Annotated in this window: 20 protein-coding genes; 10 read left to right on the top strand and 10 right to left on the bottom strand. The window is 71.1% G+C overall.

The window, feature by feature from the left end; translation table 11 throughout:
• Position 1: 1 nt before the first annotated feature.
• Positions 2-592 carry a SurA N-terminal domain-containing protein gene (locus AC3EO4_RS13185; RefSeq protein WP_379583661.1) on the bottom strand — a complete coding sequence of 197 codons (591 nt, stop codon included), beginning with the start codon at positions 590-592 and terminating at the stop codon, positions 2-4.
• Between the two features lie 73 nt (positions 593-665).
• A complete protein-coding gene (gene mfd, locus AC3EO4_RS13180) occupies positions 666-4,154 on the bottom strand; it encodes a transcription-repair coupling factor (protein ID WP_379583659.1) in 3,489 nt (1,162 codons plus the stop codon).
• Between the two features lie 347 nt (positions 4,155-4,501).
• Here mfd and AC3EO4_RS13175 point away from each other — a divergent pair, with 347 nt between their 5' ends.
• The 3 genes from AC3EO4_RS13175 to AC3EO4_RS13165 are packed head-to-tail and all read left to right on the top strand — an operon-like array spanning position 4,502 to position 7,367.
• The gene (locus AC3EO4_RS13175; protein WP_431895650.1) at positions 4,502-5,215 is read left to right on the top strand and encodes a methyltransferase domain-containing protein; all 714 of its coding nucleotides are present in this window, start codon (positions 4,502-4,504) and stop codon (positions 5,213-5,215) included.
• Positions 5,216-5,259: 44 nt separating this feature from the next.
• Positions 5,260-6,489: an adenylyl-sulfate kinase gene (gene cysC, locus AC3EO4_RS13170; protein ID WP_379583655.1), complete on the top strand. Its 1,230-nt coding sequence runs from the start codon at positions 5,260-5,262 to the stop codon at positions 6,487-6,489.
• Positions 6,486-7,367, top strand: coding sequence for a sulfite exporter TauE/SafE family protein (locus tag AC3EO4_RS13165; RefSeq protein WP_379583653.1), 882 nt, complete (start codon positions 6,486-6,488; stop codon positions 7,365-7,367). The genes cysC and AC3EO4_RS13165 overlap by 4 nt, the downstream gene beginning before the upstream one ends.
• On the opposite strand, the gene AC3EO4_RS13160 is transcribed toward AC3EO4_RS13165, so the two are convergent.
• Entirely contained in the window at positions 7,312-8,376 is a 1,065-nt protein-coding gene (locus AC3EO4_RS13160; RefSeq protein ID WP_379583651.1) for a glycoside hydrolase family 26 protein, read from the bottom strand. The genes AC3EO4_RS13165 and AC3EO4_RS13160 overlap by 56 nt on opposite strands.
• A 251-nt stretch (positions 8,377-8,627) precedes the next feature.
• Between AC3EO4_RS13160 and AC3EO4_RS13155 the strand changes: the two genes are divergently transcribed.
• From AC3EO4_RS13155 to AC3EO4_RS13130, 6 genes are all read left to right on the top strand, one after another.
• The gene (locus AC3EO4_RS13155) at positions 8,628-9,977 is read left to right on the top strand and encodes a YveK family protein (protein WP_431895647.1); all 1,350 of its coding nucleotides are present in this window, start codon (positions 8,628-8,630) and stop codon (positions 9,975-9,977) included.
• The gene (locus AC3EO4_RS13150) at positions 9,974-11,269 is read left to right on the top strand and encodes a hypothetical protein (protein WP_379583647.1); all 1,296 of its coding nucleotides are present in this window, start codon (positions 9,974-9,976) and stop codon (positions 11,267-11,269) included. The genes AC3EO4_RS13155 and AC3EO4_RS13150 overlap by 4 nt, the downstream gene beginning before the upstream one ends.
• A complete protein-coding gene (locus AC3EO4_RS13145) occupies positions 11,262-12,167 on the top strand; it encodes a hypothetical protein (protein ID WP_379583645.1) in 906 nt (301 codons plus the stop codon). The genes AC3EO4_RS13150 and AC3EO4_RS13145 overlap by 8 nt, the downstream gene beginning before the upstream one ends.
• Positions 12,164-13,018: a sulfotransferase domain-containing protein gene (locus AC3EO4_RS13140; RefSeq protein WP_379583643.1), complete on the top strand. Its 855-nt coding sequence runs from the start codon at positions 12,164-12,166 to the stop codon at positions 13,016-13,018. Before AC3EO4_RS13145 ends, AC3EO4_RS13140 begins: the two co-directional genes overlap by 4 nt.
• A gap of 266 nt (positions 13,019-13,284) precedes the next feature.
• Positions 13,285-14,568: a lipopolysaccharide biosynthesis protein gene (locus tag AC3EO4_RS13135; protein ID WP_431895645.1), complete on the top strand. Its 1,284-nt coding sequence runs from the start codon at positions 13,285-13,287 to the stop codon at positions 14,566-14,568.
• Entirely contained in the window at positions 14,553-15,452 is a 900-nt protein-coding gene (locus AC3EO4_RS13130; RefSeq protein WP_431895643.1) for a sulfotransferase, read from the top strand. Before AC3EO4_RS13135 ends, AC3EO4_RS13130 begins: the two co-directional genes overlap by 16 nt.
• Before the next feature lie 192 nt (positions 15,453-15,644).
• Here the strand turns inward: AC3EO4_RS13130 and AC3EO4_RS13125 are convergent, their stop codons facing one another.
• On the bottom strand, positions 15,645-16,382 hold the full coding sequence (locus AC3EO4_RS13125) for a WecB/TagA/CpsF family glycosyltransferase (RefSeq protein ID WP_488186342.1): 738 nt from the start codon (positions 16,380-16,382) through the stop codon (positions 15,645-15,647).
• Positions 16,383-17,097: 715 nt separating this feature from the next.
• Between AC3EO4_RS13125 and AC3EO4_RS13120 the strand changes: the two genes are divergently transcribed.
• Positions 17,098-17,307, top strand: a complete 210-nt coding sequence (locus AC3EO4_RS13120) for a hypothetical protein (protein ID WP_431895641.1) — start codon at positions 17,098-17,100, stop codon at positions 17,305-17,307.
• 121 nt (positions 17,308-17,428) lie between these two features.
• Here the strand turns inward: AC3EO4_RS13120 and AC3EO4_RS13115 are convergent, their stop codons facing one another.
• The 6 genes from AC3EO4_RS13115 to AC3EO4_RS13090 form a co-directional block, all read right to left on the bottom strand.
• The gene (locus tag AC3EO4_RS13115; RefSeq protein ID WP_379583633.1) at positions 17,429-18,349 is read right to left on the bottom strand and encodes a glycosyltransferase family 2 protein; all 921 of its coding nucleotides are present in this window, start codon (positions 18,347-18,349) and stop codon (positions 17,429-17,431) included.
• Positions 18,346-19,224: a sulfotransferase family protein gene (locus tag AC3EO4_RS13110; protein ID WP_379583776.1), complete on the bottom strand. Its 879-nt coding sequence runs from the start codon at positions 19,222-19,224 to the stop codon at positions 18,346-18,348. The genes AC3EO4_RS13115 and AC3EO4_RS13110 overlap by 4 nt, the downstream gene beginning before the upstream one ends.
• A 227-nt stretch (positions 19,225-19,451) precedes the next feature.
• A complete protein-coding gene (gene cysN, locus AC3EO4_RS13105; RefSeq protein ID WP_431895639.1) occupies positions 19,452-20,708 on the bottom strand; it encodes a sulfate adenylyltransferase subunit CysN in 1,257 nt (418 codons plus the stop codon).
• Between the two features lie 49 nt (positions 20,709-20,757).
• Positions 20,758-21,672: a sulfate adenylyltransferase subunit CysD gene (gene cysD, locus AC3EO4_RS13100; protein WP_379583629.1), complete on the bottom strand. Its 915-nt coding sequence runs from the start codon at positions 21,670-21,672 to the stop codon at positions 20,758-20,760.
• A gap of 17 nt (positions 21,673-21,689) precedes the next feature.
• Positions 21,690-22,454, bottom strand: a complete 765-nt coding sequence (locus tag AC3EO4_RS13095) for a 3'(2'),5'-bisphosphate nucleotidase CysQ (protein WP_379583627.1) — start codon at positions 22,452-22,454, stop codon at positions 21,690-21,692.
• Positions 22,454-23,893, bottom strand: coding sequence for a sugar transferase (locus AC3EO4_RS13090; protein ID WP_379583625.1), 1,440 nt, complete (start codon positions 23,891-23,893; stop codon positions 22,454-22,456). Before AC3EO4_RS13090 ends, AC3EO4_RS13095 begins: the two co-directional genes overlap by 1 nt.
• Between the last annotated feature and the right edge of the window lie 69 nt (positions 23,894-23,962).

The raw sequence follows: 23,962 nt of genomic DNA, 5'->3' as shown, positions 1-23,962 counted from the left end.
CTCAGCCCTGGGCGGCGGCGGCCGGCCTGCCGAAGCGGCCCGCGTCGACGAAGCCCTTGTTGGGGTCGAAGGTGCCGTAGCGCGGGCTGTAGGTGATCTTGATGGCCGCGGCCTCCTTGATCAGCCTCTCCTGGCCGCGCTGCTGGGCGGCCTGGTCGGTGCCGCCGCCGTACTGCTGCATCAGCTTCGAGATGGCGATCGAGGTGCCGAGCCACTGGCGGGTGTAGGCCGGCGGCACGCCCTGGACGAGCGTCTTCTGCTCCAGCGCCTCCAGACCGCCCTGAGCGGCGATGAACTGGTCGATCTCGCCGTCGGTGACCCTGGCGCCCGCCTTGGCGGCAAGCTGCCTGAACTGCTCGACGTTGACCATCTGCAGCAGCACGTACTGCGTGACGGGCAGCTGCAGCTGCGACTGCGGGATCTTGGCCTTGACAAGCGCCTCTTCGAGCTGCTTGACGTGCGTGTTCAGATCGCTGGCCGCGATGCGCTCATTGCCGACGATGGCCGCGGAGCCGGCCTGCACGGGCGACGAACAGGCGGTCACCGCGACACCCAGCGCGGCGACGGCCACGGCCACTCGAATCGACTTCACCCTTGATCCCTTCGCGATCCATCGCGACGCCCTGGGCCGGTTGCGGACGGTATGGGCGCGCGTTTCTCGTCGGTTACTTTACCCTCGCCGGTTCGAGGAACATGACCTCGACCAGGTCGGAGCACCATTTCAGCAGTTCCAGGTCGCGCAGCGGCACGCCGCCCAGCGGCTTGGTCTTCGGCGCGGGCACGAGCAGCGTCTCCGCGGCCTGCTTGTAGATCGCCTTCTTGTAGAGGCGGTCCAGCCTGACCTGCTGGGACTCCCTCAGCACGACGGGGCCGAACTTGATGTTCTGGCCCTGGAGCGTCACGTCCGTCAGCCCTGCCCTGCGGGCCTTGAGCCGGAAGCGCGCCACCTCCAGGAGGTTCTCCACCTCGACGGGCGGCTTGCCGTACCGGTCGGTGAGCTCGTCGCGCACCTCGTCGATGTTGATCTCGGCGGTGATGGCGGCGATCCGCTTGTACGCCTCCAGCCGCAGCCGCTCCGACGTGACGTAGTCGTGCGGGATGTGCGCGTTGATGGGCAGTTCGACCTTGACGTCCTGGTGCTCCTCCTCGACCTCGACGCCCGACAGCTTGGCCTTCTGCTCCTGGACCGCCTCCGCCATGAGCCTGACGTACAGGTCGAAGCCGACGCCGGCGATGAATCCCGACTGCTCGGCGCCGAGCACGTTGCCCGCGCCGCGGATCTCCAGGTCCTTCATCGCGACGTACATGCCCGCGCCCATCTCCGTGTGCTGGGAGATGGTGGCGAGGCGCTCGTGCGCGGTCTCGGTGAGCGGCTTCTCCGGCGGGTAGAGGAAGTAGGCGTAGCCGCGCTCGCGGCCCCGGCCGACGCGTCCGCGCAGCTGGTGGAGCTGGGACAGGCCGTAGTTGTCCGCCCTGTCCACGATCAGCGTGTTGGCGTTGGGCACGTCGAGGCCCGACTCGACGATCGTCGTGGAGACGAGCACGTCGTACTCCCGCTCCCAGAACCCGACCATGATCTTCTCGAGCTGGTGCTCGTTCATCTGGCCGTGCGCGACCGCGATGCGCGCCTCGGGGACCAGCTCCCTCAGCCTGGAGGCGACCTTGTTGATCGAGGCGACCCTGTTGTGGACGAAGAAGATCTGGCCGTCGCGCATCAGCTCGCGCCTGATGGCGGCCCCGATCTGCTTCTCGTCGTACGGTCCGACGAAGGTCAGGATCGGGTGCCGCTCCTCCGGCGGCGTCAGGATCGTCGACATCTCGCGGATGCCCGTCAGGCCCATCTCCAGCGTGCGCGGGATCGGCGTGGCCGACATCGCCAGCACGTCGACCTGCGTGCGCAGGTGCTTCATGGCCTCCTTGTGCTCGACGCCGAAGCGCTGCTCCTCGTCGATGATGATCAGGCCGAGGTCCTTGAAGCGGACTTCGGGGCTGAGCAGCCTGTGCGTGCCGATCACGAGGTCGACCTGGCCCGACCTGAGCCCTTCGAGGGTGACCTTGACCTCGCCGTCGGTCTGGAACCGGGAGACGGGCTTGACGCTGACGGGGAAGCTGGAGAAGCGCTCGCTGAACGTCGACAGGTGCTGTTGCACCAGCAGCGTCGTCGGCACGAGCACCGCGACCTGCTTGCCGTCCTGCACCGCCTTGAACGCCGCCCGCACCGCGATCTCGGTCTTGCCGTAGCCGACGTCGCCGCAGACCAGCCTGTCCATCGGGACGGCCCGCTCCATGTCGCGCTTGACCTCGTCGATGGCCTCCAGCTGGTCGCCGGTCTCGGCGTAGGGGAAGGCGTCCTCCATCTCCCTCTGCCACGGCGAGTCGGGCGCGAAGGGATGGCCTGGACTGGCCATGCGCGCGCTGTAGAGGCGGATCAGCTCGCCGGCGATCTCCTTGACCGCCTTCTTGGCCCGCGACTTGGCCTTGGCCCAGTCGGCTCCGCCCATCCTGTTGAGTGTGGGCGCCTCGCCGCCGACGTAGCGCGTCACCTCGTCGAGCTGGTCGGTCGGCACGTAGAGGCGGTCGCCCTTGGCGTACTCGATGACCAGGTACTCGCGGGTAGCGCCCTGCACGGTCCGCTGGACCATCTCGATGTAGCGGCCCACGCCGTGCTGCTCGTGCACCACGTGGTCGCCGACCTTGAGCTGCAGCGGGTCGACCATGTTCCGCCGCCTGCTGGGCAGGCGGCGCATGTCCTTGGTGCTGGCCTTCTGCCCCACCAGGTCCAGGTGCGTCAGTACGGCGAGCCCCGACGTCACGAATCCGTGCTCGATGAGCCCGGTCGAGACGTGCACCACCTTCGGCTCCGGCGCGCTGTCCAGATATTTCGACAGACGAGCGGGAACATCCACGCCCTTGAGCAGCTCGACCATCCGCTCGGCCGGCCCCATGCCCTCACTGAGCAGCACGACGGCCTTGTCCTCGCCCAGCCAGCCCTTGATGTCGGCCAGCGCCTTCTGGGTGTCGCCCCTGTAGGACTCGCTGTCCTGCGCGTCGAGCTCCACGCCTTCGCCGAAGGGCGCCATCGTCCACCACGGAAGGCCGAGCGAGTCGGCCTGGTCACGGACCTCCTCCAGCGTGCGGAAGGCCGCCGCGTCGAGGTCGATCGGCGCCTCGCCGCCCGCCGCCGCGTTGATCCACGACGCCTCGAGGAACTCCTGGCTCGTCCTTACCAGTTCCTCGGCCCTGCCCCTGATGCGCTCGGGATCGCACACGAACACCGTCGCCGTCGAGGGCAGGTGGTCGATGAGCAGATCCATCTCGCCGGCGAGCACGGGCGCGAACGCCTCCATGCCCTCCACCGGCATGCCCTCGGCGAGCCGGTCGAGCACCTCGGCCAGCGAGGGGTGCTCGCCGGCCAGCTCCGCCGCTCTGGCCCTGACCTCGTCGGTCAGCAGCAGCTCGCGGCACGGCGGTGCGAACAGACCGTCGTCGGCCACCTCCAGCGAACGCTGGTCGGCGACCTTGAACCAGCGGATCTCCTCCACCGTGTCGCCCCAGAACTCCAGGCGTAGCGGGTGCTCCTCCGTCGGGGGGAACACGTCGAGCAGGCCGCCGCGCACGGCGACCTCGCCGCGCTTCTCGACCATGTCGACCCTGGCGTAGCCGTTCTGGATGAGCTGCGCGACCACGTCCTCGAGGTCGGCGTCGTCGCCCGCCTTGAGGCGGATCGGCTCCAGGTCGCCCAGACCCTTCACGATCGGCTGCAGCAGCGCGCGGATCGGCGCGACGATGACCGACAGCGGGCCCGCCGTCGCGTCGCCCTTCACGGGGTGCGCGAGCCTCCTCAGGACGGCCAGCCGCTGCCCCACCGTGTCGCTGCGCGGCGACAGGCGCTCGTGCGGCAGCGTCTCCCACGCGGGGAAGACGGCCACCGAGCCCGGCTCGATGAGGCTGGTGAGCGCTGCGGCCAGGTCCTCGGCCTCACGGCCTGTCGCGGTGACGGCCAGGACGGCGCGCTGGTCGTGCTCGGCCAGCGCGGCGACCCCGAAAGGGCGCAGCGCGGCAGGCGCGATCAACGAGGCGTCGCCGCCCTGCTTCAGAGCGGCGGTCAGCTTCGGGTCGGCGGAGACTAGGTCTAGCAGTCCGGACAGACTCATCAGATACGCCCTCAAGCCCCACGACGGCAACACGACTACCCCCGGCCGAGTGAGGTCGCGGGGGTCTGTCCGACCAGACTACTTCCACCGCGGGCCCGTGCCTCCACCTGACCGCGCGGGGGACGGGTCTCGCTTCGCCTGCCGGGCGGGCCGGTTACGCGGAGCAACGGGTCGCCGCGTCCCCTCTCGGCGGCGGCCGCGACGATCGAGGGGTTCGGGCGGGGTTCGGGCGGGTCGCCCGTCGCCCGGAAAGCGCCGCGGTCCGGGGGATGGGCCGCCGGAAGGGCATCCCAAGTACGCCCAGGAAATCACTAACAGATCGCGTTTATATGATTACTCTGGGTGACATGGCTGACGTGTGGTCGGTCGCCAGAGGCGACCTCTTCGAGCAGCGGATCCGCGAGCAGTGGACCGAGCAACTGGGGCGCAGGCTCGACCTGCTCGTCGCCGGGTGTGCCCACGATCCGCCGCCGGCCCTCGACGCGATCGAGACCAGGGTCGTCGGCGTCGACGAGGACCTGCCCGCCATCAGGGCGGTCATGTCCGAGCGCGGCGACCTCGACTCGTGGACCCTCGGCGACCTCCGCTCGGTCCCCGTCCCGCCGCGCTCGTTCGACGCCGTCCAGGTGACCTTCCTCGTTGAGCGCATCCAGCACGCGGAGCTCGTCCTGGACCGCCTGCTCAACGGCCTGCGCCCCGGCGGCCTCCTGCTGCTGCGCATGCGCGACAGGTCCACCGCTTACGGCCTGTGCGACAGACTCACCCCCGGGTGGCTCCGCCGCCTGCTGTGGTCGCGCCTGTCGAAGGGCGTGGGCACGGGCCCGCTGCCGGCCGTCTACGAGCCGGTCGCCTCCCGCGAGGGCATGCACGCGTTCTGCCTCATGCGCGGCCTGATGGTCAGCGACGATGTCTCCTCGACCAGCGGTCCCGCCATGGGAGGCATAGGTTCGGCGATGGTGCGCCTGGTCGACAAGCTGTCGGGCGGAAGGTTCACCTCTTCGTACGACGAGGTGACGATGGTCATCAGGAAGCCCCAGAATCATTTCGCCCGGTTGATATGACAGGGTAAGGTATATCCGACTAAGTCGATCGGAAATGTGGAGCGATGACGGCGCACCTCCAGTGGACCCCCGACCCTCGCGAGCTCGCCGACCTCGAGTTGCTGATCTCCGGCGCCTTCCACCCGCTGACCGGCTTCCTCGGCCATGACGACCTCCACGAGGTCGAAGAGCGCGGCACCCTCGCCGACGGCACGCCGTGGCCCGCGCCGGTCACGCTGCGCGTCCCCGAGGCCAAGCAGGGCGACAGGGTCACGCTGCTCGACCCCGAGGGCGTGGCGCTCGCCGTCCTCACCGTGACGGAGACCGGGCACGACGATCTGGTCGCAGGCCCCGTCGAGGCCCTGGGCGCCGTCGAGCACGGCCCCTTCGCCAGGCTGCGACGCTCGCCCGCCGAGGTGCGCGAGGAGCTGGCGGGGCGTCCCGCGCTGGCCGTCACCATGCGCGGCCCCCTGGACGACCTCAGCACGCAGGAGATCCTGGCCGTCGCCGAGGAGCTCGAAGGCGTCGTCCTGCTGCTCCCCCTGGCGTACGGCGAAGGCGGCCCCGCGGTGGTCAGAGCCGCGCTGAAGGCCCGCGAGAAGCTGCCGGAGGGCACGATCGTGGTCTCGGCACCCCTCGCCCCTCGCGACGACCAGGCGATCGACCTGGAGTTGCGCGAGCACGTCGCGACCGCCTACGGCGCGGCCGAGCACCTGGCGGGACCCGAACCCGTCACCCTGCCAGGACCTCCCCACCGCAGGGGCGTCGTGGTGTTCCTCACCGGCCTGTCGGGCTCCGGCAAGTCGACCATCGCCCGCGGCCTGCGCGACGCCCTGCTGGAGCTCGGCACCCGCACCGTCACCTACCTCGACGGCGACGTGGTGCGTCACCTGCTGTCCAAGGGGCTGACCTTCTCCAAGGACGACCGCGACCTCAACATCCGCCGCATCGGCTTCGTCGCCGCCGAGGCGGCGCGCCACGGCGGGCTGGCCATCTGCGCGCCGATCGCACCCTACGCCGCCACCCGCGAGGAGGTGCGCGGGCTCGTCGAGTCCGTCGGCGCCGACTTCCTGCTCGTGCACGTGTCCACGCCGCTGGAGGAGTGCGAGCGCCGCGACCGCAAGGGCCTGTACGCCAAGGCCCGCGCGGGCGAGATCCCCGAGTTCACCGGCATCTCCGATCCGTACGAGGAGCCCGAGGACGCCGACCTGGTCATCGACACCACGCACATCTCGATCGGGGCCGCCGTCTCCCGGGTCCTCGACGCGCTCAGAAGCGGAGGATGGGTCCGTTGATCGATTTCCCCCTGGTGGCCGGGTCGTTCCTGGTCGCGATCGTCGTCGGGCTGACCGGCATGGGCGGCGGCGCGCTGATGACGCCCATGATGATGCTCTTCTTCAACGTCCCCCCGCTGGCCGCCGTCTCCAGCGACCTGGTCGCCTCGGCGATCATGAAGCCGGTCGGCGGCCTGGTCCACCTGCGCAGGGGCACCGTCAATCTGCGTCTGGTCGGCTGGCTGTGCGTGGGCTCGGTGCCCGCGGCCTTCAGCGGGGTCTTCCTCGTCAGTGCCTTCGGCGACGGCGCCGCCGTCCAGCAGGCGGTGAAGGTGGCGCTGGGCGTCGCGCTCCTGCTGGCCGTCGCGGGCCTGGTACTGAAGACCTGGCTCGGCGACAGGGGCGGCTCGTCGGGTGCCCGCGATATTCACGTGCGCCCTATTCCGACTGTACTGGTCGGTATCGTCGGTGGTGTGGTCGTCGGCGTATCCTCCGTCGGCTCGGGATCGCTGATCATCGTGGCGCTGCTGGCCCTCTATCCCGCGCTCAAGGCCAACCAGCTCGTGGGGACCGACCTGGTGCAGGCCGTCCCCCTCGTCGCCGCGGCGGCGCTCGGCCACCTGCTCTATGGCGACTTCCAGCTCGACCTCACGCTCTCGCTTCTGATCGGCTCGATCCCCGGCGTCTATCTCGGCGCGCGGATCTCGGCATGGGCGCCCGGCGGCGCGATCAGGGCGCTGCTGGCCGTGGTGCTGCTCGCGTCGGCGCTCAAGCTCCTGGACGTGCCCAACACGGCCACCGCCTGGATCCTCGGCGGGGCCGTGGTCCTCGGCGGGGCGGCGCTCACGGTCGCGGCACGCGCGTCGCGGAGAAGTGAGGATCCGTTGCGAGTGTCGTGAAGGCGCGCGCGGCCCCAGGATCGGTGTCGAACCTGGTGTCGCCCCTCGGCGCGCGCGGCGAGTCGAAGTAGACCAGCGCCTTGATCTGCGGATAGCGCGTGACCTGCGCCCGCGTCGACTCGAAGAAGGCGCGCTTGCGGTCGGAGGAGAACACGCCCCACTCCGCGATCATGATGGGCTTGCCGGGGAAGCGCCACTGCATCCACCGGTAGAAGCCCGGCCATCGCGCGTAGTCCTTGCGGGTCTTGTTCACCAGCCCGTCGAAGTCGCGGACCATGGCGTCGGCGTAGGGGTCCATCGCCACCCAGTCGACCACGTCGTCGCCGGGGTAGAGCTGCTCGAACCACGGCTGCGAGGCCCAGTTCGGCGCGCCCATGTAGGTCATGACCGTGATCGCGTTCTTGACCCCCTTCTCGCGCAGCCGCTGCACGACGTGGCGGAACATCGCGGCATAGTCGGGGGCGGTCATGCCCGAGCCCGGGTTCGCCCTGACGTCGTCCTCCGGCTCGTGGTGGACGGTGAGGAAGAACCGCTCGGGGAAGGTCTGCCTGATGTGCTCGGCCAGCCGGTCGATGCGCCGGTCGAGCGCCCCGTCGGCGATCGCCGCCCAGGTCGTGTCGAACGACGGCTTCCAGTTGATCAGCAACATCCTGGGATGGCCGGGATCGCGCGCGAGCGCGATCTCCCTGCCGGTCGGGAACAGCTCCTTGCCCCGGTGGTAGACGTGCAGGATGTCGGCGGCGCGGCCCATCCGCCGCTCCGCCTGCGCCAGCGCCCTGTCGGACGTCAGCCCCGTGAAGATCTCGGGCGCGATCCCCCACCATGCGCCGCAGGACGGGATGAGCTTGGCCGTGACCTCGCACGCCGGCGACTCCGTGATGCCGAGCAGGCCGTTGATCCTGGCCTCCACCTGGGTGTCCGCCGGGGTGGGCCGGGCCGTTCCCGAGGCCGTGGAACAGGCGGGCAGTACGGCGAGCAGAATCAGGGCCGTCGCTTTTCTCAGACGCAATTCTTCTTCACTCCCCTCGGTATTCATGTCAACCCCCGCCGCGTTGCCGATCCACCCTGCCACGCCACCCACCTGCGAGGTCACGAGTTTCCCGGATCGCCAACCCCGACATTTCACGCTAATTCGCGATATTTGACGGGGGCGTCGGGAGAAAATCTTCGGTATTCGACCGGGGAAATATCCGCCCGCCCTATAGTGACGTGACCCCAGTAACTCACAGTCGCGTGGCGACTACAGGGAGATTGCTTTTGATGTCCTCCGGCGCGGACCTGGCCGAGCATGTCTCGCTGCTACGCAGGCGCAAGACCCTCTTCCTCGCCTGTCTGCTCACCGGACTGCTCGGCGGCGTCGCGCTGTTGCGCCTCACCCCGCCCGCCTACACCGCCACGACACAGGTCCTCGTCGCCTCCACCGGCGTGCAGGAGCAGCCCAACCAGGTGACGGGCAGGCAGCGCGAGGCGCTCAACCTCGACACCGAGGCCCAGATCGCCCAGTCGGCGGTCGTGTCGGCCAAGGCCGCCGAGGCGCTGACGACCACACCCGCTCCGGCGGACGTGACCGTTCCGCCCAACTCCTCGGTGCTGTCCATCGCGGTCACGGCCGACACCCCCGCCATCGCCGCCGCGCAGTCGCGCGCCTACGCGCTGGCCTACCTCGAACACCGCACCGAGACCGCGCAGGCCGCGCTCGCCACCCAGCTCAAGGCGCTGGCCACCAAGCTCAAGCAGGTCAACACCAGCCTCGGCAAGGTGGTCGAGGAGCTGGCCGGGCTCCGCAGAGGCACCGCCCAGCACACCATCGCGGCCCAGCGGCAGAACGTGCTGACCAGGCAGATCTACAGCCTCACGATGAAATACGACTCGCTGAAGACCGTGGCGGTGACGCCCGGCTACGTCATCAGCCAGGCGGCCGAGCCGACCGCGCCCAGCTCGCCCAGCCTCCCGCTCTACCTCGGCAGCGGCCTGATGATCGGGCTCGTGTCCGGCGCCGCCGCCGCCTACACACGCGACCTGCTCGACAAAGGGCTGCGTACGGCAGGTGACGTCGAGCGGCTGACCGGGCTGGCCGTCCTCGCCGACCTGTCGGAACCGGCCGACCCCCACGCGCTGCGCGAGCTGGCCGCCTCCGTGGTCGCCACATGCCCGGGTTCGCGGCTGCTGCTGCGCCCTGTGCCGCCCGCGCTGGGCTCGACGGCGGTGGCGCGGCCGCTGTCCGCCGCCGCGCCTGTCACCGTGCTCACCGGCTCCGACGTCGGCGACCTGGCCAGAGCCGACGGGGCGCTGCTGGTGGTCGGGCTCGGCGCGGCCAGGGCGGACGACGTTGCGCTGGCAGTACGACGGCTGGAGCGGCACGCGGTGCCGGTCATCGGCGCGGTCACCGTCACGAACCGGGGCCCCGCCGCCGCCCCGGCCGAGCCCGCGCCCTCGAGGCTCACCACCGGACTGCCCGCACCGCTCGTGCCCGCCCCCGCGCGGCGGCCCCCGCAGAGGATCAGCCCGGTCACCGGCGACATCCTCGCCAAGGGCGGCTCGGGCGGTCAGCAGGGACGCAAGCCCGAAGCGGCGGACACGTCCCCCATCCCCCAGGTGTCCGACACGTGACGGTGCGGGACACCCGCCGAGACAGCCGGGCAGCATGGCCGATCGGGGCCCTGCTGGTCGGCTATCCCGTATGGTGGGCGCTCGGCTTCGGCGGCCTCGCGGTGATCGTCCTCGCCTTCCCCATGGCGTACATCCTGTGGCGCAGGCGGCCGATCAGGTTGCCGCGCGGCCTGGGCCTGTGGGTGCTCCTGCTGGCCGGATACCTGCTCAGCGCGCTGATGCTGGCCGAGATGCCGCAGGACACCTACGGGGAGTTCGGCGCGGGCCGGATCGTCGGCTACCTCATGCGCCTCGCGCTCTACGTCTCGCTCCTCATCATGGTGCTCTACCTCGGCAACCTGACCGAGCGCGAACTCCCGCAGCTGCGCCTGGTCAGGATGCTCGGCGTGCTGTTCGTCACCACCGTGGCGGGCGGGCTGCTCGGCGTGCTGTTCCCCTCGTTCGCCTTCACCTCGCCACTCGAACGCGTCCTGCCCGGCTGGATCAGCGGAAACGCCTTCGTCCAGAACCTCATTCACCCCACCGCCGCCCAGATCCAGAAGGTGCTCGGCCACGCCTCGCCGCGGCCCGAGGCGCCCTTCGAATGGGCCAACGCGTGGGGCAGCAACCTGTCGGTGCTGCTCATCTGGTTCGTGGTCGGCTGGTGGGTGTACGGCGGGCCGCGCAGGAAGGCCGTGACCGCCGTGCTCGTCGCGGCGGCCGCCGTGCCCGTCGTCTACTCGCTCAACAGAGGCCTGTGGATCGGCCTCGGCCTGGCCGCGCTCTACGTCGTCGTCAGGGTCGGCGGCCGCGCCCGCCTGGCGATCTGCGCGGCCGGCGCGCTCGGCGCCGTGGTGTTCGTCGCCAGCCCCCTGGCCGACCTGGTCGTCCAGCGCCTGGACAACCCCCACAGCAACGACATCAGGGCCTTCACCGTGTCCGCCACCATCGAGGCGGCAGAGGGCTCTCCGATCATCGGCTACGGCAACACCCGCAACGCCATGGGCAACCACCGCACGATCACCACGGGCAAGACCGACTGGTGCCGGGAGTGCGGACACCCACCCCTCGGCAGCGACGGCCAACTCTGGCACCTGATCATCACGCAGGGCTTCGTGGGCGCCGCGCTCTACGTCGCCTTCTTCCTCGGCGCCATCCGCCGCTACTGGCCCGACCGCAGTCCCGTCGGCCTGGCGGGGGTTCTGGTGATGATCCTCGTGCTGCTCTACATGTTCGTCTACGACGGCCTGGTCACGCCGCTCAGCCTCTACCTCATCTCCTTCGCCCTCCTGTGGAGGAACACATATGCGTGACGCCCGCATCAGGCTGCGTTATCTCGGCCAGACCATCCGCCTGCTGTATCCGGGGCCTGGCGCCCCCCAGGCCTACAGCCTGCTGCCACATGCCGTGCTCCCCCGGCGGCTGCGCCCGCGCCGCTGGTGGCACGCGCCCCTCGGGCCGAAGGTCATGCTGCCCCTGGAGGGGTCGATCGAGAGCCACCTCGGCGAGGTGTTCGGCGCCCCCGTCCGCGCGGTCCTCCACGTACGGCCCGCCCGCAGAGCCAACCGCAAGCCCATCCTCGAGCTCCACTCGGGCGGCTCCCTGATGGCCTTCGCGAAGATCGGCGACACGCCCCGCTCACGCGAGCTCATCACCAACGAGGCCGCCGCGTTGACGAAGCTCGCCGACCTGCCGCTCAAGACCGTGGTCCCGCCGGTCGTGCTCTACCACGGGATGTGGAACGGGCTCGCCGTCCTCGCCATGTCCGCCCTCCCCGTACGGCGGGCCCGCGTCGCGCCCGCACTGCTCACGGCCGCCGTCAAGGAGATCGCGGCCACCGGCGGGCCGGCGGGACCCGCCTGGCACGGCGACCTGTCCCCGTGGAACATCGCGCCCACCGGCGACGGCCGCCTCCACGTGTGGGACTGGGAACGCTACGAGGTCGGCGTGCCGCCCGGCTTCGACGCCCTCCACCACCTGTTCCAGCGAGCGCTGCGCCGTATGCCGCCCGACCAGGCCGCCAAGGCCTGCCTGGCCCAGTCAGGGCGCGCGCTCGCGCCGCTCGGGCTCTCCGGAGCACAGGCGCGGCTGACCGCGATCCGCTACCTCATCGCGCTCGCCGACCGGCACGCGGCCGACGGGCACGAGCCGCTGGGGCCGCCCTCGTCCTGGCTCAACCCGCTCGTCGACCACCAGGAGCTCCTCCTATGAACGCCATGAAGCACTCGGTCATGTCCGTCTCCCGCACCACGGGACGGCTGACCTCCGGCGGCCGGATGCTGCCCTCCTTCCTGATCATGGGAGCCCAGCGCTGCGGCACCACCTCGCTCTACCGTGCGCTCGCCCAGCACCCGCTCCTGCTCAAGCCCGTGCTGCACAAGGGCGTCCACTACTTCGACACCGGCTACGCCAAGGGCGTGTCCTGGTACCAGGGACACTTCCCGCTGAAGGTGGGCGCGGCGCTGCTCAAGAAGAGGTACGGCATCCAGCCCATGGCCTTCGAGTCGGCGCCCTACTACCTGTTCCACCCGCTGGCGGGCGAACGGATCGCCAGGGACCTGCCGGGCGTCAAGCTGATCGTGCTGGTCCGCGACCCCGTCGAGCGGGCTTTCTCGGCGCACTCCCACGAGCTGGCGCGCGGGTTCGAGACCGAATCGCACTTCGAGTACGCGGTGGAGCTCGAGGTCAGGCGGCTGGCCGGGGCGGCCGAGCAGCTGAGGTCCCAGCCGCACTCACTCCACCACTCCCACCGCCACCACGCCTACCTGGCCCGCGGGCGGTACGCGGAGCAGCTCAACCGGCTGGAGCCGCTGTTCGGGCGCGAGCGGATCCTCGTCCTCGACAGCCACGTGTTCTTCGCCGAGCCCGAGCGGGTCTACCGCCAGGTGCTCGAGTTCCTCGGCGTGCCCGAGCTGGGCGGCCCGGTGTTCGAGCGGCACAACGGCAGGTCCAGGCCCAAACCGCTGCCCGAGTCGGTACGGCAGACGCTGATGGAGCACTTCGAGGTGTACGACACGGACCTCGTGCCATGGCTGGGCGGTGATCCTTCGTGGCGCCAGTGACCCCCGACCGTTCCGAGGAACCCCACCCCTCCACCCCGCCGGACCTTCCTGACCGCCCCGCGTCGACCCCTCGCGCGAGCCCCGCACCCGGTGCTCCCCCGGAGCCCGCGACCACGACCGCGTGCGGCGCCCGCGTGGGCAGCCCCACCTCCGACATTCCCGGAGACCGCCCCACCTCCGACATTCCCAGAGACGGTCCCACCTCCGATGCCCGCGGACGCAGCGGGACCCCCGGCGTTCGTGGGGGCGGCGGGATGCTGGGGCGGGTGGCCAGAGGGGGGATCGCGGGCATCACCGGAGCCGGAGTGGGCGCGCTCGCCCAGTTCCTCCTGGTCGTGGTGGTGACCAGAGCCCTCAGCGCCGACCAGGCGGGCGGCTTCTTCACGGCGACCGCGCTGGCCCTGATGGTCGCCGGGGTCGCCAAGCTCGACGCGGGCACCGGCCTCATCTACTTCATCGCCCGAGCCAAGACCTACGACTACCGCGGCATATCCGGATATATCCGGGCAGCCGTCGCCCCTGGCGCCGCGCTCTCCCTCGCGGCGAGCGCGCTGCTGTACCCCCACCTCGGCCCGCTCGCCCTCGCCCTGCCCTTCGTCGTCGTCGCCGACGTCCTCCTCGCGGCCACCAGAGGGTTCGGCACCATGCGCCCGACCGTGCTGCTCGACGGCGTGCTGCTCCCTGTCGCACAGCTCGCGCTGGTGGGCGCCGTGGCCTTCACCTCGCCGGCAGGCCTCCTCCCCGGCTCCTCCGACGGCCACGACGAGCAGGTCACCGGCCCGCTCGCCGCCGCGTGGGGCGTGCCGTACCTGCTGCTGGTGGTGCTGGCCGCGGCGAGCCTGCGCGGGCGGGTGCCGCGCACGCCGTACCTTCCCGGCACGGGACGCGACCTGTGGCGGCACACCGCGCCGAGATCGGCCGCGGGCGCGATCCAGGCGGTGTTCCAGCGGCTCGACATCATGATCGTGGCCCTGCTCGCCGGACCTGCCCAGGTGGCGGTCTATACGGCTGCGACCAGGTTCAAGGTGGTCGGACAGCTGGCGAACCAGGGGCTCTCCCAGGCCGCGCAGCCCCGCCTGGTGCGCGCGATGGCCGAGGGCGACCTGACGCGCGCCCGTGAGCTCTACCAGGTGACCACCATGTGGCTGGTGCTGCTGACCTGGCCGGTCTGGCTCGGCTACGCGCTGCTCGCGCCGTGGCTGCTGCGCGTCTTCGGCACGGGCTACGGCGACGCGGTGCCCGTGGCGCTGGTGCTGGCGGCGACGATGATGGTCGCGACCGCGTGCGGCATGGTCGACGTCGTGCTCACCTCGGCGGGGCACACCACCTCCAGCCTCGCCAACCTGCTCGCCGCCGTCGGATTCACCGTGGTGCTCGACCTGGCGCTGATCCCCACGCAGGGGGCGCTGGGCGCGGCGCTCGGCTGGTCCGGCGGCGCGCTGCTGAAGAACCTGCTGCCGCTGTGGCAGATCCACCAGCGTTACGGCCTGCGTCCCTTCGGCCGCCACAGCCTGACCGCCCTGCGGTTCCGTTCATGGGCGGCCGCGTGACGCCGGTCCTCGTCACCGGGCTTCCCCGCAGCGGCACGAGCTGGGCCGGCAAGATGCTGTGCGCCTCGGGCGAACTCGTCTACGTCAACGAGCCGCTCAACCCGCAGCACCCGCCCGGCCGCTGCCCCGGCGTGCTGCGCGCCTCCGTGACACACCGCTTCCAGTACATCTGCGACGACAACTCCGCCGACTGGCTGCCGGCGTTCCGCGACACCGCCGCTCTCCGCTACGGCTTCCTGGCCGAGCTGCGCGCCAACCGCTCGCCGTACGACCTGGCCAGGCTCGCCCGCTATGGCGCCGCCTTCACGTGGGGACGCCTCGCCGGACGCCGCGCGCTGCTCGACGATCCCTTCGCCGTGCTGTCGGCCGGATGGTTCGCGCGCGGGCTCGGCTGCACGGTGATCGCGCTGGTCCGCGACCCCGTGTCGTTCGTCGGCTCGTGGACCCGGCTCGGCTGGACCGTCTACTTCCACGAGCTGCTCGAACAGCCCCTGCTCGTCCGCGACCACCCCGAGATCGGGGAGTTGCGGGCGCTCGTCGGCTCCCAGGACCGTATCGCCAAGATCTGCGCGCTCTGGCGGGTCGCCCGCGCCGTCCTGGCCCGCGCCGAGGGCATCACCGTGGTCTCGTACGAGGACCTCGCCACCGCGCCTGTGCCCGGTTTCCGCAGGCTCTACGAGGTCGCGGGGCTGCGCTGGTCGCCTGCCGCCGAACGTCGCATCACCCGCGCCTGCACGGCATCCCGTACGGCGGAGCGTGGCTTCACCTGGTCCGGCCTCTCCCGCACCGCGTACCGCCCGATGGACTCCAGCCGGGCGCTCCACTCCTACCGCGACCGCCTGAGCCACGACGACATCGCCAGGATCCGCCATCTCACTCGGTGACACGCCCTCCCCGCCCCCTGACGACCGGCGCCCTCACCACCAGCCCCGCACCCTCACCACTCGCCGCGCCCGGGCGGCCCGCCCCCGCGCTCTCACCATCCGCCCGCGCACCCTCCTCGCGGTGCGCCGCCATCGCCCAAGGCCCTTCGGCCGCTCTCACGAGGCCTCTCTGATCTTTCGCGCGGGGGAACCTCACCGTCGGCCCAGCAACGACCTCGCCATGAGCCGCATCGCGAACGGAACGTCGTCGACCAGGTAGCGCCTGGCCAGCCGCCCTGGCTCGCCGACCAGGCGGAACAGCCACTCGGCGCCCGCCCGCCGCGCCCACGCCGGTGCCCTGGATACCGCGCCGGCCGCGAACGCGATCGCCGACCCGCACCCCACGAACCACGCGCCCGGCGCATCGGCACGCAGCTCGGCGATCAGCCGGTCCTGCTTGGGAAACCCCAGCCCGACGAAGACGATGCTCGGCCGTGCGGCGACGAGCTTGGCCCTCAGCCTGCCCACTTCCTCGGGGTCCTTCTCGAACCCGAACGGCGGAGCGTCCACCCCGCACACCTCCAGCCCGTGGCAGCGGCCAGCCAGCGCCTTCGCCGCCCTCGCCGCCACGCCAGGCGGGCCGCCGAGCAGGTAGACGGGCCGACCCGCGGTGGCCGCCATCGCGCTGAGCGACCAGATCAGGTCCGCGCCCGTCACCCGCTCAGGGATGGGTGTGCCGAGCAGCCTGGACGCCCAGACCAGCGGCATCCCGTCGGCGACCACGACATCGGCGGCGGCGACCAGCGCCCTGAGGGCGGGGTTCGTGGAGACGGCGCGGCAGATGTCGACGTTCGGGGTGACGATGTGACCGCCCGTGCCCTGGTCGAGAGCTCCGGCCACCCAGTCGACCACTTGCCGCTCGGTCAACGGGTCCACCTCGACCCCGGCCACCCGCACCCTCTGAGGACGGCCTACCGGGTCGGCGGGCACGCGTGGAGCGAACCCGTCACCCGGTGGGGACGACCCGGCCCCACGCGGCCCGTCGCCGGCGGGAGGGCGGGTGAGTCCGTGGAGTTCCGGGTGCGGGGTGAGACGCGTGGCCGTGACCCGCGCCGGATGCGAGGCGACGACGGCCTCCTCGGAGACCCAGCCGAAGGCCGACGCCCGGTCGGAGACGAAGTCCTCACCGGAAACCCAGGCCCCGCTGAAGACCGAAGACCCACCGGAGACGAAAACCCCCCGAGGGACCGCGGCCCCGCCAAAGACCGAGACCCTCCCAGGGGCGGAGGCACCGTCGAAGGCGCCCATCTCGCGGGACACCGAAGACTCCCCGCCCACCGAGACCTCATCGCAAGCGGAAACCGCACCAGACACGGCGTCCCCGCCAACAGCGGAAGGGGTCCCGGAGCGGCCGACTCCACCCAAAGCGCCCATCTCACCGGACACCGAGAACTCCCCACCGGCCGAGACCCCACCGCAAGCGGAAACCGCACCAGACACGGCGACCCCACCAACAGCAGAAGGGCCCCCGGAGCGGCCGACTCCACCCAAAGCGCCCATCTCACCGGACACCGAGGATTCCCCGCAGGCGGAGAACGCTTCGAGCGCGGAAGGCTCGCTGGTGGTGGCGAAGGCGGGGTGCGCGCCGGAGTCACGGGCGGCGGACGTGCGACCGGCGTCACAGGTCGTGGTGCCGCCGCAGGTGCAGGTCGTGGTGCCGCCGCAGGTGCAGGTCGTGGTGCCGCCGCAGGTGCAGGTCGTGGTGCCGCCGCAGGTGCAGGTCGTGGTGCCGCCGCAGGTGCAGGTCGCGTTGCCGCCGCAGGTGGGGCTCGTGGAGGTGCCGGAGAGGTGGGTCGTGGAGGTGCCTGAGAGGTGAGTCGTGATGGTGTCGGCGGGGTCGGCGGGGTCGGCGGGGTGGGTGGGGTTGATCGCGGGCGGGTGGAGGCCCTCGGCGGGGGTCAGGCCGGGGGCGGCGGCGGGGCGCGGGGTTGTACCGCTCAAATCCCGTGGCCTCTGTCGTGCAGCAGGGCGAGCACCGCGGGAGCGGACACCAGCCCCGCCGCCACCGCCAGCGCGATCGGCGCGCGGGGTTCGCCGAGGCGGGCGGCGAAGGTGCGCAGCGCCCACCGGCCCGCCTCCCCGCGCCGCCCGAGGGCCGCGTTGTGGAACGCGAGTTGGCCGTAGATCCGCGCCGCGCCGCGCGGATCCACGGCCAGTTCAGGGTGCCGGGCGAGCATCCACTCGAGCCCGGCGATGCGGTCGGCCCACTTGGCGACGTACTGCGACGCGCCCCAGCGGACCCTGACCAGGGGGCGGTCGACGTGCGCGATCGGCCGGCGCTTGGCGGCGCGCAGCGCGAGGTCCCAGTCCTCGTTCTGTCCCGCGGGCGCGCTCTCGTCGACCCAGTAGGCGCCCCGCTCGAACAGGAACGTCGAGGAGTGGACCATCACCATCCGCGAGCGCACCAGGTCGGCCTTGGTGACCCGGTTGACGCCCGCCAGCCTGGGGATGCGACGGGTGCCGTACTCGACCTCGATGGAGCAGCTGGCGAAGTCGGCGCCGCCGGTGAGCGCGCCGCGCTGTGCGGCGAGCTTGCCCGGCAGCCAGACGTCGTCGTCGTCACAGAAGGCGACCAGGTCGGTGTCGGAGGCGGCGATGCCGGTGTTGCGAGCCCCCGGCAGGCCGGGGCTGAGCCTGTTGGGCAGCACCCGCACCCTGTGGTGGTCGTCGGCGCCCGACGCGGGCGCGACGATGTCGGCCACCTGCTCGGCGACCGCGGCGGGGTCGCCGCCGTCGACCACGATGACCAGGTCGATCCTGCCCGGGTAGACCTGGGCGAGCACCGCGCGCGTCGCCGCCCGCAGCTGCTCTGGCCGCTTGCCCGTGGTGGGGATCACCACGCCGACCGAGGGAGTCATGCCGCCGCTCCGCGATAGCCGTACTTGGTCATGAGGGGGGCCGTCAGGCCCGAGACGACGGCGCGCTGGACGGCGGGCAGGCCGCCGCGCCAGGCGTCGTCGTGGAAGAGCCGCACCTGGCCGACCGCGAACCGCATGGGGTTGCCCGAGGCGGTGTGCGCGGGGCCGAGGCTGGCGGTGGCGCCGTCGAGGAAGCCGAGGCGGGTGTCGAGGCCCAGCTCGGTCGCGAGCGCGGTGAGGGTGGTGCGGGGATCGGCGAGCAGGTCCTCGTAGCGGACCCTGGTCACCTGGACGTTCCATCGCGACAGCAGGTCGAGCGCGAGGTTCTGGGCGCTCCAGTGCAGTGATGTGCGCATCGCTCCCCACCTGGTCATGGGCCGGCCGTCCTCGGGGCGGGCGACCGTCCTGCGCCACGAGTGGGCCACGGCGCGCGGGTCGCGCACGACGTGGACCACGCGGGGGGCCACGCCGCCGGCCGACAGGCAGAACGCCAGCGAGGCGTGCTTGCTGGAGTCGACGACGACCGTGCCGCCGGCGACGTCCATGGCGGCGGAGTAGACGCGGTCGTAGGCGGCGACGTACTCGGCCAGGTCGGGATGGCCGACCGCGGGGATGCGCCTGGTGCGGTCGACCCTGTGGCGCAGCGCCAGCACCCGCTCGGCCAGCTCGCGCGGCCAGCCGCCGAAGGCGCGCTCGCCCACCTCGCGCCAGAACGGGCAGCGCCCGAACGGCTCGCCGCACCCGCACGGCTCGTCGGCCAGCACGCCGCGCGCCCAGAGGTGGACGACCTCACCGAGCGGCACCACGCCGGGCAGCTCGCCGAGAAGACGCTCGAGCAGCGTGGTTCCGCTGCGGCCGAGGCCACCGAGAAAGATCACCCGGCTACTCACTGGCACGCCTCCGGCGGTGCGACGGATACGGACCGTGGAGACGTTAGCGCGGAGAGTAATCGCGGCGTCACCAAAACGTAAAATGATCTACCTAAGGCCTGCGCCCGCACGCGAAAGCGCCGCGTGGAAGGACCACGCGGCGCTCAGGCCGTACGGCGGGCACAAGCCGTCACGGGCTCGCGGTCACATGGGGGCCGCGAGCCCGACGGGCGTCACGCCCTGGCTTCGACGATCATTCCGGCGCCGACCGTCGTGTTGGTGCCCTCGTCGACGAGGATGAACCCGCCCGTCATCCGGTTGCGGGCGTAGTCGTCCACGAACAGCGGCTGGGTGACCCGCAGCGACACCCTCCCGATCTCGTTCAGCCCCAGCGAGGTCGCCGCCTCGTCGCGGTGCAGGGTGTTGACGTCGAGCCGGTAGTGCAGGTCGCGCACGAGCGCGCGGGCCGTACGCGTGGTGTGCTTGATGGTCAGCTTCGAGCGCGGCGCGAGCTTGACCGCGTCGGACATCCAGCAGACCATCGCCTCCAGCTCCTGCGCGACGTGCGGCCGGTTGTTCGGCCTGCAGATCAGGTCGCCGCGGGAGACGTCGATGTGGTCCTCCAGCCGGAGGGTGACCGACATGGGAGGGAACGCCTCCTCGACGGGCCCGTCGAAGGTGTCGATCGAGGCGATCCGCGTGGTCAGGCCCGAGGGCAGGTGCAGCACCTCGTCACCGGGCTTGAGGACGCCGCCCGCGACCTGCCCCGCGTAGCCGCGGTAGTCGTGGAACTCGGTCTTGTGCGGACGGATGACGTACTGCACGGGGAAGCGCACGTCGACCAGGTTGCGGTCGGAGGCGATGTGCACGTTCTCCAGGTGGTGCAGCAGCGAGGAGCCCTGGTACCAGGGCATGTTCTCCGACCTGGAGACCACGTTGTCGCCGTTGAGCGCGGAGATCGGGATGAAGGTGAGGTCGGCCACGTTCAGCTTGGAGGCGAACGCGGTGAACTCCTCGCGGATCTCCTCGAACCGGTCCTCGGAGTAGTCGACGAGGTCCATCTTGTTCACCGCGAGCACCAGGTGCGGCACCCGCAGCAGCGTGGTCAGGAACGCGTGCCGGCGCGACTGCTCCAGCACGCCCTTGCGCGCGTCGATCAGGATGATCGCCAGGTCGGCCGTGGAGGCGCCGGTGACCATGTTGCGCGTGTACTGGATGTGACCTGGGGTGTCGGCGATGATGAACTTCCGCCGGGGGGTCGCGAAGTAGCGGTAGGCCACGTCGATCGTGATGCCCTGCTCCCGCTCGGCGCGCAGGCCGTCGGTGAGCAGCGACAGGTCGGTGTACTCGGTGCCGCGGTCGCGCGAGGTGCGCTCGACGGCCTCCAACTGGTCCTCGAAGATGGCCTTGGAGTCGAAGAGCAGGCGCCCGATGAGGGTGGACTTGCCGTCGTCGACGCTTCCCGCCGTGGCAAAGCGGAGGATGTCCATTACAGCTGCTCTCCCGTGGTGGTACGGCTTGCGAGGGGAAGGGGGCCCATTAGAAGTACCCCTCCCTCTTGCGGTCTTCCATCGCGGCCTCGGAGGCCCGGTCGTCGGCCCTGGTGGCACCCCGCTCGGTGATCCTGGTGACCGCGATCTCCTCGATGATCTCCTCGACCGTGGCGGCCGTGGACTGGACGGCGCCCGTGCAGGTCATGTCGCCGACCGTGCGGTAGCGGACGACAGTCTCGAACAGCGGCTCGTCGTCGCCCCTGCTGACCACGGGGTCGTCCGGCAGCAGCATGCCGTCACGCTCGAAGACCTTGCGGGTGTGGGCGTAGTAGATCGAGGGGATCTCGATGCCCTCGCGCCGGATGTAGTCCCAGATGTCGAGCTCTGTCCAGTTGGACAGCGGGAACACCCTGATGTGCTCGCCCTTGCGGATCCGCGAGTTGTAGAGGTTCCACAGCTCGGGACGCTGGTTCTTCGGGTCCCACTGGCCGAACTCGTCGCGAAAGGAGAACACGCGCTCCTTGGCGCGGGCCTTCTCCTCGTCGCGGCGCGCGCCGCCGAAGACCGCGTCGAACTCGTTGTCCTCGATCGCGTCGAGCAGCGTCGTGGTCTGCAGGCGGTTGCGGGAGGCACGCCGCCCGGTCTCCTCCGTGACCCGCCCCGCGTCGATGGAGTCCTGGACGCTGGCCACCACCAGGCGCGCGCCGAGCTCCGCCGCCCGCCGGTCGCGGAAGTCGATGACCTCGGGGAAGTTGTGCCCGGTGTCGACGTGCATCAGCGGGAACGGGATCATCGCGGGCCAGAACGCCTTCTCCGCGATGCGGAGCATGACGATGGAGTCCTTGCCGCCGGAGAAGAGCAGACAGGGCCGCTCGAACTCCGCTGCCACCTCGCGCATGATGTGGATGGCCTCGGCCTCTAGGACGTCGAGCTGCGACGTCGTGTAGTCGCGCTGAAGCATGGGGGCTTCCTCCGGCATTAGCGGTGCAGGTCGCGGATCCCGGCGAGCAACGTTGGCGCCAGCTCCGGTAGGGAAACAAGGATATCCGGAAGAGTGGGGTCCTCCTGGTTGTAGGCCAGCTCAGAACCGTCGATTCGGCTCGCGAAGGCTCCGGAGGCCTGCGCGACCGCCACAGGCGCCGCGGAATCCCACTCATACTGCCCGCCCGCGTGGACGTACGCCTCCACCTCGCCGGTCAAAACCGCGGAGATCTTCGCTCCGGCCGAGCCGATCGGCACGAGGTCGGCGCCGGCGAGATAGGCGAGTTTCTGGACGAACTCGGGCGGTCTGGTACGGCTGACCGCGATACGGAACCTGCCGCCCTGGTGGACGGGCAGCTTGGGCGGCTCGCCCGTCGACAGCGTGCGCCCCTGAGCCGGCAGCGCCACCGCGCCCGCGACCAGGGCGCCGCGTTCCCAGAGCGCCACATGGACCGCCCAGTCCTCGCGGCCCTCCTCGGCGAACTCCCTGGTGCCGTCGAGCGGGTCGACGATCCACACCCTGCCCGCCGTCAGCCTCGCCGGGTCCTCGCGCTCCTCGCGGGTGGCCTCCTCCGACAGCACGCCGTCGCTGGGCCGCAGCCGCGCCAGCGCCTCGGTGAGGAAGACGTGGGACATCCGGTCGCCCTCGGCCCGCAGCGAGGGCGGGTGCTCGAAGCCGTCGCGGGCACGTAGCGCGAGCAGACGTTCTCCCGCCTCCGTCGCCAGGTCCGAGGCGAGCGAATGGTCGTCGCGAATCGTCATCAATAAGCTCCTTGCCCGCGGGCGACGGCCGACCAAGTCTTCCACAGGATCTGCAGATCCAGCATGAGTGACCAGTTCTCGACGTAACGCAAGTCGAGGCGGACGGATTCCTCCCACGACAGATCTGACCTGCCGGAAACCTGCCACAGCCCCGTCAGCCCCGGACGCACCAGCAGTCGCCGCCGGACGTCGTCGCCGTACCTGGCGACCTCCTCCGGCAGCGGCGGGCGCGGACCGACGAGCGACATGTGACCCAGCAGCACGTTGATCAGCTGCGGGAGCTCGTCCAGGGAGTGCCGGCGCATGAGGGCGCCGAGAGCGGTGACGCGTGGATCGTTCCTCACCTTGAACAGCAGGCCGTCGGCGTCGCTGACCAGCTCGACCTTCAGCCGTTCGGCGTCCTGCCGCATCGTGCGGAACTTCACGATCGTGAACAGCCTGCCGCCCTTGCCGACGCGCGTCTGCCTGAACAGCGCCGGACCCGGGCTGTCCAGCCGTACGGCGGCCGCCACCGCCAGCAGCAGCGGCGTGCCGAGCACCAGCAGCAGCAGCGCCACCAGCCTGTCGAACACGTTCTTCACCAGCTGCCGCGCGCCCGTCAGCTCAGGATGCTCCACGTGGAGCAGCGGCAGGCCCGCGGCCGGCCTGATCGTGGTGCGCGGACCCGCCACCTCCATGAGCGCGGGCGCCACGACCAGTTCGGTGTGCGTCCGCTCGAGCCGCCAGGCCAGGCGGCGCAGGGCCACGCCGTCCATCTCCTGGCAGGCCAGGACCGCCACCGTGTCGGCGCCGAGCTGGGCCACCACCAGGGGGACGTCGCCGAACCCGCCCGCCACGGGCACGCCGCCGACCTCTTTGTCAGGAGAGTCTTCGGGCAGGCACGCGGCCACGATCTCCATGCCGTGGTAGCGCTCCTTGCGGAACCTGCCCACCAGCTCGGCGACGCCGGCGGCGTGGCCGACGGCCACCACCCTGCGCATGCACTGGCCCGCGGCCCTGCGCCGGTGGAGCGCGCGGCGCAGGCCGTAGCGGAAGAGAACGGTCAGCAGCGTCGTCAACGGCAGCGCCAGCACGACATAGCCGCGTGCCACCTCGGTCTTGGTCGCGTAGGCGCAGATCGCCATCGCCGCCGTCAGCGTCAGGCCACACCTGACAACCCTGCGGAACTCCTCCGAGCCGATGCCGATGAGGCGCGGTTCGTAGACCCTGTTGAGCGCCACGGCGCACACCCACACGGGCGGCAGCGCGAGGCTGAGCACGATGTACGGCGCGGCGTGCGGCGTCAGCTCACCGAACCTGGCCGAGAAGGCGAGCATCGCTCCGGCCATCGCGCACGACAGGTCCACCCACAGCGCTCGCACGCGGTAGGAGCGCACCCATCTGGGCATGCGAGGGCCGGCTCGCCAGACGAGCGGCGGCTCGACCTTCGCGACCGTCATCAGCCCCCCATAACCTATCCCAACAGACAGTCATGGAATGGTAGCGGGGAGTAGTGCCGTGTGACCGGA

The sequence above is a fragment of the Nonomuraea sp. bgisy101 genome, assembly GCF_057708945.1.
Note: the sequence above shows the minus strand (reverse complement) of the source record. Positions and strands in the feature narration are given on the sequence as shown.